Annotated in this window: 14 protein-coding genes and 4 pseudogenes; 4 read left to right on the forward strand and 14 right to left on the reverse strand. The window is 55.7% G+C overall.

Features of this window, described 5'->3' with window-relative positions; translation table 11 throughout:
- Positions 1-200: 200 nt before the first annotated feature.
- From HBM95_23065 to HBM95_23090, 6 genes are all read right to left on the reverse strand, one after another.
- Complete coding sequence (locus tag HBM95_23065) at positions 201-617, reverse strand: hypothetical protein (protein NIH45771.1); 417 nt, start codon at positions 615-617, stop codon at positions 201-203.
- A gap of 120 nt (positions 618-737) precedes the next feature.
- Positions 738-1,061 (reverse strand): theronine dehydrogenase, encoded by a 324-nt coding sequence (locus HBM95_23070; protein NIH45772.1) that lies wholly within the window; start codon positions 1,059-1,061, stop codon positions 738-740.
- Positions 1,058-1,786, reverse strand: a complete 729-nt coding sequence (locus tag HBM95_23075; GenBank protein ID NIH45773.1) for a plasmid SOS inhibition protein A — start codon at positions 1,784-1,786, stop codon at positions 1,058-1,060. The genes HBM95_23070 and HBM95_23075 overlap by 4 nt, the downstream gene beginning before the upstream one ends.
- Positions 1,783-2,214 (reverse strand): conjugation system SOS inhibitor PsiB, encoded by a 432-nt coding sequence (psiB, locus tag HBM95_23080; GenBank protein NIH45774.1) that lies wholly within the window; start codon positions 2,212-2,214, stop codon positions 1,783-1,785. Before psiB ends, HBM95_23075 begins: the two co-directional genes overlap by 4 nt.
- A 42-nt stretch (positions 2,215-2,256) precedes the next feature.
- The gene (locus HBM95_23085) at positions 2,257-4,266 is read right to left on the reverse strand and encodes a ParB/RepB/Spo0J family partition protein (protein ID NIH45775.1); all 2,010 of its coding nucleotides are present in this window, start codon (positions 4,264-4,266) and stop codon (positions 2,257-2,259) included.
- Between the two features lie 71 nt (positions 4,267-4,337).
- Positions 4,338-4,568 carry a DUF905 domain-containing protein gene (locus tag HBM95_23090; protein NIH45776.1) on the reverse strand — a complete coding sequence of 77 codons (231 nt, stop codon included), beginning with the start codon at positions 4,566-4,568 and terminating at the stop codon, positions 4,338-4,340.
- Positions 4,569-4,850: 282 nt separating this feature from the next.
- On the opposite strand from HBM95_23090, the gene HBM95_23095 reads away from it, so the two are divergent.
- Positions 4,851-5,021, forward strand: coding sequence for a hypothetical protein (locus HBM95_23095; protein NIH45777.1), 171 nt, complete (start codon positions 4,851-4,853; stop codon positions 5,019-5,021).
- 375 nt (positions 5,022-5,396) lie between these two features.
- Here the strand turns inward: HBM95_23095 and HBM95_23100 are convergent.
- The 4 genes and pseudogenes from HBM95_23100 to HBM95_23115 all read right to left on the reverse strand — a co-directional run bounded on the left by HBM95_23100 (position 5,397) and on the right by HBM95_23115 (position 7,681).
- Positions 5,397-5,902, reverse strand: a pseudogene (locus HBM95_23100) (antirestriction protein ArdA).
- Between the two features lie 409 nt (positions 5,903-6,311).
- The gene (locus HBM95_23105; protein NIH45778.1) at positions 6,312-6,728 is read right to left on the reverse strand and encodes a DUF1380 family protein; all 417 of its coding nucleotides are present in this window, start codon (positions 6,726-6,728) and stop codon (positions 6,312-6,314) included.
- Between the two features lie 48 nt (positions 6,729-6,776).
- On the reverse strand, positions 6,777-7,001 hold the full coding sequence (locus HBM95_23110) for a hypothetical protein (protein ID NIH45779.1): 225 nt from the start codon (positions 6,999-7,001) through the stop codon (positions 6,777-6,779).
- On the reverse strand, positions 6,998-7,681 hold the full coding sequence (locus HBM95_23115) for a DNA methylase (GenBank protein ID NIH45780.1): 684 nt from the start codon (positions 7,679-7,681) through the stop codon (positions 6,998-7,000). The genes HBM95_23110 and HBM95_23115 overlap by 4 nt, the downstream gene beginning before the upstream one ends.
- 324 nt (positions 7,682-8,005) lie before the next feature.
- Here HBM95_23115 and HBM95_23120 point away from each other — a divergent pair, with 324 nt between their 5' ends.
- On the forward strand, positions 8,006-9,001 hold the full coding sequence (locus tag HBM95_23120; GenBank protein NIH45781.1) for a hypothetical protein: 996 nt from the start codon (positions 8,006-8,008) through the stop codon (positions 8,999-9,001).
- A 48-nt stretch (positions 9,002-9,049) separates the two neighbouring features.
- Here the strand turns inward: HBM95_23120 and HBM95_23125 are convergent, their stop codons facing one another.
- The 4 genes and pseudogenes from HBM95_23125 to HBM95_23140 form a co-directional block, all read right to left on the reverse strand.
- Positions 9,050-9,835: an IS110 family transposase gene (locus HBM95_23125; protein ID NIH45782.1), complete on the reverse strand. Its 786-nt coding sequence runs from the start codon at positions 9,833-9,835 to the stop codon at positions 9,050-9,052.
- A 68-nt stretch (positions 9,836-9,903) separates the two neighbouring features.
- Positions 9,904-10,685: pseudogene (locus HBM95_23130) on the reverse strand (AAA family ATPase).
- The gene (locus tag HBM95_23135) at positions 10,682-11,701 is read right to left on the reverse strand and encodes an IS21 family transposase (protein NIH45783.1); all 1,020 of its coding nucleotides are present in this window, start codon (positions 11,699-11,701) and stop codon (positions 10,682-10,684) included. The pseudogene HBM95_23130 and the gene HBM95_23135 overlap by 4 nt, the downstream one beginning before the upstream one ends.
- Positions 11,702-11,747: 46 nt before the next feature.
- Positions 11,748-11,948 (reverse strand): IS110 family transposase, encoded by a 201-nt coding sequence (locus HBM95_23140; GenBank protein NIH45784.1) that lies wholly within the window; start codon positions 11,946-11,948, stop codon positions 11,748-11,750.
- A gap of 333 nt (positions 11,949-12,281) precedes the next feature.
- Between HBM95_23140 and HBM95_23145 the strand changes: the two are divergent.
- Both HBM95_23145 and HBM95_23150 read left to right on the forward strand, forming a co-directional pair.
- Positions 12,282-12,869 (forward strand): annotated as a pseudogene (locus HBM95_23145) (DNA breaking-rejoining protein).
- A 53-nt stretch (positions 12,870-12,922) separates the two neighbouring features.
- Positions 12,923-13,093, forward strand: a pseudogene (locus HBM95_23150) (DNA polymerase V subunit UmuC).
- Positions 13,094-13,171 lie beyond the last annotated feature (78 nt).

A 13,171-nucleotide genomic window follows, 5' to 3' on the forward strand; every position in this document is an offset into this window, starting at 1 on the left:
GAGGTACGGGGAGAGGATGAACACACCCGACACGGCGGAACGACGGGGCGTCAGAGGACTGTCGGCAGTTTTACCGCCGACAGGGTGAAGCGGCGCGTCCGTTTACGGACGCAGCAAGCGCAGGGGTTGACGTTGCGTCAGGATGGATGCCCGGAGGGCGGAGACGGTTTACCGGCTCCGTTCACGACAGCCGTGTCCCGTCAGGGACGACGCCCGGATATTGCCGTAACGGTGATGCCAGCCAGTTCATTAGCCAGCCCCGCCAGCGTGTACCGTTTTTTATCCAGCACATCAGCCCGCAGCAGCAGGCTGTTTACCAGAAAGGTATCCAGTACCGGCATTCTGAGCAGACATTTAATCCGCTGTCCGCTGGCTGACTGAAGCAACAGCATCCAGTGGTCACAGACTTCGCCGGGGCTGGTCAGCATGAACCAGTGTCTGCCATGCGGTGGAACATACCGCAGGCTAACGGGCCATACGCCACCGTATTCAGTGTGATTCTCGGGTGAAACCACCCTGCCCTCCGGCAAAACCAACTCCCGCAGCACGGCCTGCGTCAGCACCTTACGAGAAGACCAGCCATCAGAGCGAAACTGCTCATAATCCTCCGGCGTCATGGCAACCAGCGCCGATAATGTCAGTCCTTTATTCAGAATCAGCCTCCTTTTATTGCTGCAGACTACGACTGCTCTCCGGCTCCTGCAGCCCTGAAGATTTCCAGGGGATAATAACAAAACTCACCGGTGAGACTTCCCTCGATAATAGTCCGGTCGCGCCGCAAGTTCCTGCCCGATGAGTTCATCAGCAAACAGCGGCGCAATTCTGTTAACACGACGCGCCAGATTCCGTCGGCGGGTGGCAGCCTTACGCTCGTCGGTCCAGCGTCTGATCTGTCTGTCACACAGAAAATCAATGCAGACAGCATATCCGGCTCCGGCAACCCACAGTGACATCACGGACTCAGGGGCGGGCTTCCCTGCCTCCACCACTTCTGACGCCAGTTCAGGCTCACCAGGACAGGGACCAGGACGCTTCCAGCGCAGTGAGTAACGCCACTTCATACCCGCCCCTGTATTGTCAGCTTGTTGGGTACCATCCAGCGCTCCAGCTGCCTGACAGACTCAGTGCTTTCCCTTGCCAGCGCATCCGTTTCAGCCATCACCATCCAGAAAGGCTGACTCTCCATCGTCCAGCGCTCCATTGGCTCCAGTGACGGGAAACGTTCGCTCCAGCGCCAGAACATCTCCTCCAGGTCGTACTGGCGCAGTTCAGTCCCCGACCAGCGCGCGCTCCAGCTGCCGACCGTTTCAGGCGTATGGAATGCCAGCTCTGTCTCCGCCTGCCCCGCCAACGCCTGGTAAGCCCGCTCACGCTGACACTGTTCCTTGTGGCGCTGGCGGGTGTATTTTTCATCCCGCAGCGCGGCCTGACAGCGAACCCGCTCGGTCTGCTGAAAGGCCACCTCCGGAAAGAGGCGCTGACCCGCACCAACGGGAAGCGGCAGCCAGCAACGCGTCCCGCGACTTTCAATCAGCGCATCGATGGCACTGAGCCAGCTGTCCCTGCAGCCCCGCAGCTCCCGCGCCGTCAGCACCGGCGCAAAATGATGGATTTCCCTGAGTGAGATGCGTGTGCTGCCCGTGAGTCGCCGGAAAAAGGCGCTGGCATACGGATACATCGTGGACACCGCGCCGCGCGACCGCCTGCGTTCAACCTCAGCGATAGCCTCCATCGCGGCGCGTCGCTCAGGGCTGAAGGGAACCAGTGACAGGTTTGCAGGTATCATGCCGCGCCCTCCGCTGCCAGAATACTGATGATGCTGGCCTGACTGTATCCGTCCGCATCGAGACGCGCAGTCAGGCTGACGGTGTGGCTGACAGGCTCCGGCTGGTAGCCGCTCAGGGTACGAATGACGGAGAACGGGCGACCGCTGGCGGGAACGAACACCACCATCCACGCCGGGCTGATGGCACCAGGACTGCACACCGCCAGATGGAAGTTGCCGTGTGAGGGCGTAAAGCGAATTTGCACAGGAAAGAACCCGCCGAATTCACTCCGGTATTCACCGTTCATGTCCCAGTTTTCAGGGCAGGACAGGTCACGCATGACGGCGTGGGTCAGTTCGCGGCGAAAGTCCTCGCCGCTGTCGCGCCAGTCCTCAAACTCATCACAGGACATCGTTTTCAGTACATCGGGGGTCAGAACAGTTTGCATAACTATCTCCTTATTGCCGCCCCGCAGGGCGGCTCTCCGTTATCAGGCGGCGTGTGCCGTGTTGGTGGTGTCGTTGTCAGTCCTGTCGGTATCTGAAACAGCGTCGTCAGCATCGGCCTTACCCGCTGGCTCAGACCCTTTCAGCCATGCCGGAACCCAGCGTTTATGCTGCATGAAGTGCTCCGCATGCGCTGCTGCATCGCCCTTCTTCATCTTCTCCGCGTCACCCGCAGCGCCCGTCAGCCCCGCCTCTTTCAGGGAGGCCACAATCTGCGGATGTTTCAGGCTGCCGAAGTAGTTGTCCTTCGTCGGCTGCCACCAGTCGCGCAGGTGGAAGCCGATTGCCGCCTCGACCGTATCGAGGGTACTGCGCGAGGTGTGCCCCATATCGCGGGTCTGTACCCCGTCAACGGAACAGGCCGTGCAGAAGGCCATCAGCGACATCAACACCCCGCCGTCAAGGGCAAAGAAGGTGGTGAAGTCCTTCTCCCACCCTTCCGGCAGCAGGGCTTTCAGCCTTGCCTGTTCGGTCATCAGGATGTTAAACGCTGCGCCATCCTTACCGGACGGGGCGTTCTCCGTCAGGCTGCCGTGGGACACGGTCAGGCTGATACGGAACGGGTGCGTCGTGGTCAGACAGCCTGAAAATACGCAGGTACACATGCGCCAGACCATCAGCGCCACCGCCTTTTCGGGCTGCTGCATCAGCGCCGCCTGGACTGCCAGCGTACGCTCGCAGGTCATTTTCGTGAGCAGCGGGACGCTGATCCCCTCTGCGGCGTCGGGCTGGCGTGAGGTGAACGACACCGTTACGCTGCTGGTTTCGGTTTCTTCCGTCATATCCGCTTTCAGGCGCACACCGCGCTGCACATACACCTGCCCTTCGTACAGGCTGACCATCACCCCCGCGCCTGACTTCATGTCGTCAGTCCACGCGCTGACTTCTCCCGCCGTCTGAATAGCGAGGATATCCGCTTCGATCGCATCCGACTCGTCGCAAACGCTGTCATATGTGTCGTACTGCTCCCGCAGCGCATCAAGACACTGCTGCTGCTCAAGGGTGTATACAGGCTCGGGTTCAACAGGCTGAGCGAACTCCTTACCGTCTTCGCCGTGGTACCAGATGCGGGCTGCGCGTCCGCGACCCCATGCCCAGCCCTCACGCTGCCGAATGTCCTGCGCGATACGCTCCAGCTTCTCCTGCACCAGACGCTCAACCAGCACGCTGTCTGCCGTGCCGTCGCCCTCGTCCTGGCTGAACAGATCTTCACGGACGTAACCCCCTGCCGCCTCATACGCTTCGCGCCCAATAAACCGGAATTTGGTGTTGTCGGTGCGCATCTCGGTTTCGGTAATGGCGCGTTTAATCAGGTGTGCGGGCGCGTTCGACCAGCTGGCCTTCACGCTTTCAAATACATCTACCTGACGGGCAGGATCGTCCTCGAGACAGAGCGCCTGACACTGCTCAACGGTCAGTTCGTCCTGCGCGAGCTTATCCATCAGTGACGGCGCCAGGTTTGCCAGCTTCAGCATGCGCTGCACGTGACGGGAGCCGAAGCCGAGCGCATCGCCAATCTGAGAGGGGGTTTTGCCCTGCTCTGCCAGCGTACGGAAACCTGCGATCTGCTCTGCCGGATGCATGGCGGCGCGCTGCTCGTTCTCAGCGATGGAGGCAAGGGCAGCAATGTCGTCTGAGACGCGTTTCACCATGACGGTATGATCGGCCGCAAGACGGTCTTCCTGCGCCAGCAGATTCAGGGCAGTCAGTCGGCGGCCACCTGCGGCCACGCCGGATTGTCCGTCCGCGAGGGTGTGAACAATCAGGTTCTGCAGCAGTCCGAGCGCTTCGATGGAGTCAGCCAGACCGCGAACGCTGTCCACGGAATACGGGATAGTGCGCACGTTCAGCGGGGATTTAGCGAGACTGGACAGCGGAACATACTCGATGACAGCGGCCTCAAGGGCGACCTTCAGGGCTTCTTCCTGCGCCTTCGTGATTTTTTTGCTGCTCGCTTTTTTGGGTGCTTTTGCTTTAATATCGGTTACTGACATAGTTAATACCTCTCTGATATTGATGGTTGTCCGGCCCTGCGGAGTTACCGCTCCGGCAGGGCACCTCTTTCTTACTGCGGCTTGCGGATACCGTAGTCCGCGATATAACGGTTGAGCCAGTACGTGCCGCCCGGCTCAAAGTTCCATGTGCGCCAGACCATCTCACCGTCCTTACGGACAACCAGGCGAAAATGCGCACCCTGATCGTCCTCAATTGCCACGTTGGTGTACTGCGCCGCAACGGCCTCAGCCTGTTCGCGGGTAAAGGTGTCGTCGGGTAAAACCGCCAGCGCCTCGCTCATGTTGCTCCTCCTTCTGAACCTGTTTTGCTTTTAAAAAACCATCACCCGTTGAGTTGCCGGGGCCGCGGTTTTGACGTTTTGCGGGGACCTGCTGAACGCCCCGATGGTTGTTACCTTCACCCGTTTGAGAGCCGTTCGCCGCAGGGGCGTAAACCAGCGCGGGTGATGGCGGATGTCCAGGGCGCGGTTTACCGCGTGCCATTTACCCTGGACAGCTGACAGCGGCTGTGCTTGTCTCAGCCCCGGCGAAAGGACTCAAAAGGGTGAAATGACCAGGAGAAAATGAGCAGGAACCCGCCGCAACGACGGAACGCGCGGGCGCGAAGCGGCGTTGCGCCTTACAGCCCGGCGTCTTTTGCCGGGGTGCAGAAAGCGCAGGATACGGCGCGTGAAGGGCGGCGTGACCGGAACGGTCGCAGCAAGCCTGCCGTTGACGTTGCGACAGAGGGATGAAAACCCGCTGCCCCGGAGGGGCCGGGCAGAGACAGCAATGCTGGCTCTGTGCGGAGCATGACAGCCCCGGTTCCCGCCAGGGAAGTCGCCCGCAGTCATATCGCTCAGGAAGAAAAGCCGACAGGAAATCGATATCAGCCAGTACGCCACCATCACCAACGGCAACGGCAACGGCAACGGCAACGGCAACGGCAACGCAGGCATTATCACCGGAACAGAAATAACGCCGACCAGCTGCAGCACACCGGTATTCATACCCTGACACCACAGGTACATCAGACAATGGCGCAGGCGCGGCGTACTTCGCCGGCAGGCAGCGCCTGCCAGGGTTTTGCGCGCAGGCTGACAGGCGGCTGAACCGCCTGCCGGGGAAAATCAGTTGCTGAAGACGTACCCATCATGGAATACATAACCGCTGCTGAACAGGTCACGCGCCCAGGCTTCAAAATCGAAATAGCTGCGCAGCGGCTCCGGCACCTCATTCAGCAGGCCGTTGTCCTCCACCATCTCCCGCGCGTAGTCTTCCTCGCTTTCCGCCTCGCCGCGGTATGCATCATCAAACGCGTCATAGTCACACTCGCTGGTATACTCCGCCCAGGCGATAAACGCGGCCTCCCTGCCCTCTTCTTCAGCCTGTTTGTACGCGGCGATAAAATCCCAGTCAATGGAGCTTTCAGAGACGAACTGCGACGGGATACCCTCCCAGTCCTGGAACATAAATTCTGCGTCCCATTCATCGGCGTGCAGCGCCTGACAGGCCTCGTAAAAATCCTCCCTGCCGTCAAACTCCGTCAGGTCAAACCATTTTCCGAAATGCTCCCGCAGTTGTACTTGTGATACGTGCCCACATAAACAGCCGGTGTGGTGGTCGTAGTGCGCATAAAATTCCTCCGTGGTCGATGTCGTCTGAGTTCCGGCTTACGCCGTGCCGACACGACAGCCCGACAGGGAGCGAAAAATGCAGGGGCGATGCATGAAGCCGCAGCGCCGGTAAACAGCGGAGAGGGTCTGGACGGTTAGCGAGCGAATATTGAGCAAGATAACGACGGGAAGAACCGCGACAGGCATTTAAACATACGGCGACCGGGTGAAGGCATCGACGTCAGTGAACCCTTGCATTTGCAGCGTTCGGGCTAAAGTAGAGGCACGGCGTAAGCCGCAGGCCGCACGAACGTCACTCACCGCGCGGCCGTAACGCCGTGGAGGTCGTGCCGGAACAGAGGAGCTGGCGACATCCTTTTACGTTGCAGGACCGGCAGGGCCAGGATTGCTCACGGCCCTGCGGCTGCATCAGATCCGTTCCATCAGCATTCTGACATCGTGCAGTGCCTGTTTGAGGGATTCAGGCATCGGGCGGCCCGCCTCCCATGCCTGCCCGATAAGATTTTCCAGATCGCCTTCCTGTCGCCGCAGTACGCGCATGAGCAGCACCGCGGGAACGCTCACCTCGCGTGCCACGGCCTCACGGTATCGTACCAGAAGGTCGCATACGCCAGAATTTGTAACGCCTTCCCTGCGGTATACAGCCATATCCGTATTGCCGGTTGTTTCCATCAGCCCCTGAATCTCGGTAGGTTCCGGCTTTACGTCAAGTTCGCCGCAGGCGACATAAAAAGCTTCTTCGGTCCAGACCAGCAGTACCAGCGGCTCGTCGGGGGTGAACATGTTTTCGAGCCGGGTGCAGAGTTCTTCGCGTGTTCCGTACATTTTGATTCTCCAGAGTCGTCTTCTGACGGGCGTTTCTGCCCGCCCGTGTCAATCTTTAAAGCTGGCGTCCAGCTCCAGCGCCTGCAGGTATGCTTCAAGATAAAGCGCATTGATGCGGCAAATTGTCTGGCGGGCCAGGCGCTCCGTCAGGTTCTCTGCGTCGTAGCGGTAGCGGGATTCAAGCGCATTGAGCGTGGCGCGCAGATCGCACATGCTGTTTGCCAGGGCGGCAACGTCGGCACGCAGCGCTTCGTTTCCGGCGTAGTTCGTCATGCGGCCTCCGGATACCAGCGGTCGTCATTTGCCGCCGGGGTCTGCATGGCGCGGCGTACCGCATCAAGGCGTTTCTGTCCCGCCTGGTGATACTGCTCCAGCAGTTCGATACCGATGTATCGGCGTCCGGCCTGTAATGCCGCAACGCAGGTCGAGCCGCTTCCGGCAAAGGGGTCGAGAACAATGGCGTTCGGGTGTGTAAAGCTCTCGATCAGCGGTTGCAGGCTGGTTACGGGTTTTTCGGTCGGGTGGTGCCGGTTGCCACTGTATTTCCAGCCCAGCACATCCGGCAGCGGGTTTTGCGGAAGGGTCGGACGGCCTTTTGCCAGCAGGTAGGCACATTCATGGCGGTAGCCAACATAAGCGGACTTCGATGTGTAGGTTTTGGTAAACACCAGGTGGCCGACAACGCTGAATCCGGCATGTTTCCAGGCGACCATAAAGCGATCGACGCGGTTCCAGCCGTAGAGGCTCACCATCAGCGCGTCTTTTTTCAGGACGCGGTACATCTCATTACATGCGGGCTGGAGCCATTCATCGGTTTTATCGCCGGCGATGGTACGCCCCTGACGGTCACGAAAACCAACCAGATATGGCGGGTCGGTCAGGATAAAATCGACAGCATTATCCGGAAATCCGGTCATGATATGGACGCAATTACCCAGGATAAATCGGGACATGATAGTTCTCCTTTCTCAAATGCGGCGCCAGTTACGCCGTGCCGATACGACAGCCGGATTAAAAGCGGAGAATGCAGGGGCGGTGCCGCAAGCCGCAGCGCAGTAAAAAAGCCCACGCTGGCTGGACGGTTTGACGGCGAAAATTGAGACGGAAAACGACGGGAAGACAGCGGGTAAAGCCTTTGAAATTAACTGCGACCGGGTGAGCAGTTGTGTTTACTGTCAATAGAAGAATAAAAAAACAGCATTGATCTAGTGGTTATTGAGTTGTATATTTAAACATGCTGGATATGAAAACAGTTAACTACTCGTAAAGGCGGGCTAATGGCTGAAGATTCAGAGTATTTTTCTAGTTTCATTGATATTGATAAGCGTCCTTCCTTCTCATCAGAGCATGAGATCAGTCCTGAAAACTTCCAAAAACTAATAGGTGAATACAAATTCACTGAAGATGTGAGTTGTCAGGTAAAAGCTTTAAATGGCATGTGCCATCAAAAACATAAAAGTGGTTGGTTAGGCGTTACCGCGGATGGTTTTGAAGTCCTGATTGGCGGGCATTGTGCAAGAAAATACTTCAAAGCTGATAAATCCTTTACCAATGAAAGAAAGCGGGTTCGCAAGCAGCTCGACAGAAAGAAAGCCCTTCATAAGCTAAAGGATTTTCGTGATAACGCTCTGATTATCAATGAAGAACTATCCCGTCTTCGCACTACTATCATTAATACAAGAGTCATTTTAGATCAGATACTTAAATCATTTCCAAATACAGTATTGTCATTCATCACTGATGCGCAGAAGACTCGCAACTGGGATATCAAAATTGATGTCCTGCACAAATTTAATGATGACAATAAACCCATATGGGTTACCAGTTCATTAGGCAATTTAAAGTCGCTACCTTATATGTATGAGGTCATTAGTTTAATGACCCGGGCAAAATCGCTCGCAGAAAAATTCTCCGAGGCCTGCAGCCTGAATCCAGAAGATGTATCAACACCAAAACTGAAACGGATCATTGAGACTCTCAACGACAAGGACGATCTAATCAAATCAGCCACATCTCTAAGCCAGGAAGTATCGCGATTCATTGATACAAGAAACCTAGAGCTACTTATCTTCGTTTGCAGAAACTATGAAGAGGAGTTCCTCGCAACCAGAGCAATTATAGCTATTACAGGTGCAAAAGTCTCAACTGATGGGCATGTCAACCTGCGACTACGGCGGATAAAGGAAAAAACTACAAAACTCTTTGACGGAAAACTGATTAGAAAGAATCAGATAGTCGAGAAATTCCAGCGTAGCAAGGCATTCACTAGTTGACGTCTAATACCATTCCTTTTACCAATGATGGGTGCCATTCGGCATCCGTTATGATTTGAACTCTGCCCACCTCCGCTCATCACGAAACATTGCATTCAGGATTGTAATAAATTTTCTGATACAGGCAGTTAAGGCAACTTTTTTGGGTTTACCGCGTGAAACCAGATTGGTGTAAAACCTTTTAATTTGAGGGTTGTAACGCACTGCTGAAAGCATCGCCATGTAAAGCATTGCCCTCACTCCTGACCGGCCACCCCAGATGGCTCTCTTCTCTCTTAGTGAACCACTGTCACGATCATAGGGGCATACTCCAACCAGAGCGAAAATTTGCCTGCGATTTAATTTTCCCAACTCCGGTAACTGCGTAAGAAGCACAGCCTGCGTAACAGGGCCAATACCTTTTACACTATCAAGTAATTTCCGCCTCATAGTCAGTTCTTCTGATTCCTTAAGCCTGGCTTTAATCTCAAGATCCAGTGCATTAATTTCTGCGTTCAACCACGCTATATGCTTTGCGATCCCTTGTTCAATAAATGGAGACGGTTTCTCCTGACAACGAGCCGCTTCCATCGTTCTGGTCTGCACCAGTTGTCGCCGGCGAGCCAGAATTAACGATAACTCCTGAAGTTCATTATCCTTAAGTGGACGTGCAACTGGCTGCATGCGCTTTCCTAACTCACAAATTGTTTTAGCGTCAATGGGATCACTTTTCGCTATTTTGCCCAATGCTCTGGCAAAGTTTTTCACTTGGCAGGGATTTACGACAGCAACTGCCAATCCTGCTTCAGTGAGCATAGATGCCAGAAGATAGTGATACTTACTTGTAGCCTCCATTGTCAACAACGGGTAAAAAGTGATCCACTTACCGTCACCACCAACGGTCTAATATTGATCCACCTTGTTTACTCAGGATTAGCTTCCGCTATAACCCGGCCTTTCGTTTCTGCTTCAGTCGATAGCTTTCTCCTTTTATCTGGACTACGTGTGAGTGATGTAAGATCCGGTCCAGCATCGCCGATGTCAGGGCTGCATCCCCGGCGAACGTCTGGTCCCACTGCCCGAACGGCAGGTTAGAGGTCAGGATCATCGCGCTCTTTTCGTAACGTTTGGCAATGACCTGGAAGAACAGCTTGGCTTCCTCCTGACTGAACGGCAGATAGCCTATTTCGTCGATGATGAGCAGTTTGGGGGCCATGACACCGCGATTGAGTGTCGTTTTGTAACGCCCCTGACGCTGGGAAGTCGACAGCTGTAACAGCAGATCCGCTGCGGTTGTGAAGCGAACCTTGATGCCCGCCCGTACTGCCTCGTAGCCCATGGCTATCGCCAGATGTGTTTTCCCCACGCCCGAGGAGCCCAGCAACACGATGTTTTCGTTACGTTCGATGAAGCTCAGGGAACGCAGCGACTGGAGCTGCTTCTGAGGTGCGCCGGTGGCGAAGGTGAAGTCATATTCCTCGAACGTCTTCACCGCCGGGAAGGCTGCCATCCGCGTGTACATCGCCTGTTTACGCTGATGCCGGGCCAGTTTCTCCTCATGTAACAGGTGCTCCAGGAAGTCCATGTAGCTCCATTCCTGATCCACTGCCTGTTGCGACAGCGCCGGCGCCGCGCCGATAAGGCTGTCCAGCTGGAGCTGTTCAGCAAGCACCATCAGCCGTTGATGTTGTATTTCGACCATCATGTGGCTCCTCTGCAGAACGTGTCATAGATGGACAGCGGATGATGCAACGGCTGCCTGTCGAAGGTCACCAGGCTTTCGTCAACCTGCACGTCAGACTGTTTTTTCTCCGGTGGCAGTGCCAGCATGGATTGCTGTTCCTCCACCCAGCGATTACAGGGCCGGGTCTGGATAGTTTCATGCTTCCGTTGATTCGCCACATCGTACAGCCAGCGCAGGCCGTAACGGTTTGCGGTTTCAACATCGACGGTGATCCCCATCGGGCGCAGGCGCGTCATTAACGGGATGTAGAAGCTGTTGCGGGTGTACTGCACCATTCTCTCCACCTTACCTTTAGTCTGTGCCCTGAAGGGGCGACATAGCCGGGGAGAGAAGCCCATCTCTTTGCCGAACTGCCACAGGGAAGGATGGAACCGGTGCTGTCCGGCCTGGTAAGCATCTCGCTGGAGCACTACCGTTTTCATATTGTCGTACAGAACTTCCCGCGGTACGCCACCGAAGAAGCTGAACGCATTGCGGTGACAGGATTCCAGCGTGTCGTAGCGCATGTTGTCGGTGAACTCGATGTAAAGCATTCTGCTGTATCCCAGAACAGCAACGAACACATGCAGGGGGGACTTACCGTTTTGCATGGTCCCCCAGTCAACCTGCATCTGCCGCCCGGGCTCGGTTTCGAAGCGAACGACCGGTTCTGCCTGTACGGGGAGTGTCTGCGAACGGATGAATTCCCTCAGGATAGTCAGACCTCCACGATAGCCCAGCTCCATGATTTCCCTGGCAATAACGGTAGCCGGGATTTTGTAGGGATGCGCGTCGCTGATCCGCTTACAGATATAATCGCGGTATTCATCGAGCAGTGATGATGCCGGGCGTGGGGAATACTGCGTTTTTTCAGATTTGGCTTTCAGGTGGCTGCGGACAGTATTGCGCGAAATACCCAGTTCTCTGGCGATGGCCCGGATACTCATTCCCCGCTTGTGCAGGACTTTAATTTCCATACGAATCTCAAAAGTGATCATAAGCTCCCCTGTATTCAGAGGAGCAGATTAACCCATGGATCAATTTTCAACCGTTGGGGTGGATCAGTTTTGCACCGTTGGTAACATCCATGACAACAAGCGAAACCGATAACTCCCTCAACGCTTCCAGCAATAACTGTATGCCTGTCGGTGTGTTTTCCAGATGAAGAAACTGGGATGTTGTATCAATGTGGACATCAAAGCTGTCTTTCGATACATCAATTCCGACTGTTGTAGTTTCTTTCATTTTTCAGTTCTCCCTACCTTGTAGATACGGGCTTACCCTTCAGCCCCGGCAATTGTTCGGGCTAATTCTGAAACTGACACTGCGCAAAAATACTCACCCTCGGGCTTTATATCCCTGGACACCGGTCACGCTGCAGCATCAGGAAAAACACATAGAGTGTATACCTCTATGTCAAACAAAACATACAAGGACACCGGCAGAGCGAACCCTTGCATTCGCAGCGTCCCGGCTACAGTAGCGGCACGGCGCCCACACGATGGCAGGAACCAGAAATACGGCCTATGTTCAGAGCTGAGGTGAACCCTGATTAGAGATCCACAGCGGAGAAACACAATGTGCGGTCGGTTTACGCAGTACAACTCCCGCGAGGAGTACCTTGCCTTTCTCGGAGAAGAAGCTGAACGGGATATTCCGTATGATCCGGAGCCCGTCGGCCGCTACAACGTTGCGCCCGGTACCCGGGTATTGCTGCTGAGTGAACGCCGCTCACAGCTGCATCTTGATCCTGCTCACTGGGGTTATGCCCCGGAGTGGTGGAACAAGCCCGCTCTCATCAACGCCCGAAGTGAAACTGCTGCCGGCAGCCGGATGTTCAGGCCACTCTGGGAGCACGGACGGGCCATTGTTTTTGCCGACGGCTGGTTCGAGTGGAAACAGCAAAACGGCAATGACTAGGAAGGATTCCTGATCGTCACGGCAGCTGCGGGTGAGGGACTGCTGGACATTCACGATCGGCGACCGCTCGTGTACTCACCGGCTGCTGCGCGTAAATGGCTCAGCGAAAACACAACCGGTAAAGAGGCGGAAGACATTGCCCGTGAGGGCAGTCTTCCCGCCGAAGATTTCACATGGCACCCCGTCAGCCGGGCAGTTGGCAATCCCGGTAACCAAGGCCGGAAACTTATTGATCCACTGACCTAGCAGACGCTGAGATACGCGGCATCCACTCACAGGGTTATGCACTGTTTCTGTGGATAACCACGTATGAAGCCATGCGGCAGGCAGTCTGTCAGTACGCTGAGCGTGCAGCTGAAAAGCTGCGCGGTGAGCGGCAGTTCTGCAGGCATATTGCCGTATTTGTGAAGACGTCACCGTTCGCGGTGAACGAACCGTATTACGGGAATGTGGCCAGTGAGAAGCTGATGAAAGTCGTGGACGGTATTAACCATTCAGGACTGGGAAAAGTGTGGTTCGCGGGTAGGGGGTTGCGCCTGAGTGGCAAA

The sequence above is a fragment of the Enterobacter asburiae genome, from assembly GCA_011754535.1.
Classification (GTDB): domain Bacteria; phylum Pseudomonadota; class Gammaproteobacteria; order Enterobacterales; family Enterobacteriaceae; genus Enterobacter; species Enterobacter cloacae_N.

Bases quoted from the DNA above. Each gene is read 5' to 3' on its own strand.
- HBM95_23065 (NIH45771.1), bottom strand. From the start codon at position 617: ATGACGCCGGAGGATTATGAGCAGTTTCGCTCTGATGGCTGGTCTTCT.
- HBM95_23070 (NIH45772.1), bottom strand. From the start codon at position 1,061: ATGAAGTGGCGTTACTCACTGCGCTGGAAGCGTCCTGGTCCCTGTCCT.
- HBM95_23075 (NIH45773.1), bottom strand. From the start codon at position 1,786: ATGATACCTGCAAACCTGTCACTGGTTCCCTTCAGCCCTGAGCGACGC.
- psiB (NIH45774.1), bottom strand. From the start codon at position 2,214: ATGCAAACTGTTCTGACCCCCGATGTACTGAAAACGATGTCCTGTGAT.
- HBM95_23085 (NIH45775.1), bottom strand. From the start codon at position 4,266: ATGTCAGTAACCGATATTAAAGCAAAAGCACCCAAAAAAGCGAGCAGC.
- HBM95_23090 (NIH45776.1), bottom strand. From the start codon at position 4,568: ATGAGCGAGGCGCTGGCGGTTTTACCCGACGACACCTTTACCCGCGAA.
- HBM95_23095 (NIH45777.1), top strand. From the start codon at position 4,851: ATGAGCAGGAACCCGCCGCAACGACGGAACGCGCGGGCGCGAAGCGGC.
- HBM95_23105 (NIH45778.1), bottom strand. From the start codon at position 6,728: ATGTACGGAACACGCGAAGAACTCTGCACCCGGCTCGAAAACATGTTC.
- HBM95_23110 (NIH45779.1), bottom strand. From the start codon at position 7,001: ATGACGAACTACGCCGGAAACGAAGCGCTGCGTGCCGACGTTGCCGCC.
- HBM95_23115 (NIH45780.1), bottom strand. From the start codon at position 7,681: ATGTCCCGATTTATCCTGGGTAATTGCGTCCATATCATGACCGGATTT.
- HBM95_23120 (NIH45781.1), top strand. From the start codon at position 8,006: ATGGCTGAAGATTCAGAGTATTTTTCTAGTTTCATTGATATTGATAAG.
- HBM95_23125 (NIH45782.1), bottom strand. From the start codon at position 9,835: ATGGAGGCTACAAGTAAGTATCACTATCTTCTGGCATCTATGCTCACT.
- HBM95_23135 (NIH45783.1), bottom strand. From the start codon at position 11,701: ATGATCACTTTTGAGATTCGTATGGAAATTAAAGTCCTGCACAAGCGG.
- HBM95_23140 (NIH45784.1), bottom strand. From the start codon at position 11,948: ATGAAAGAAACTACAACAGTCGGAATTGATGTATCGAAAGACAGCTTT.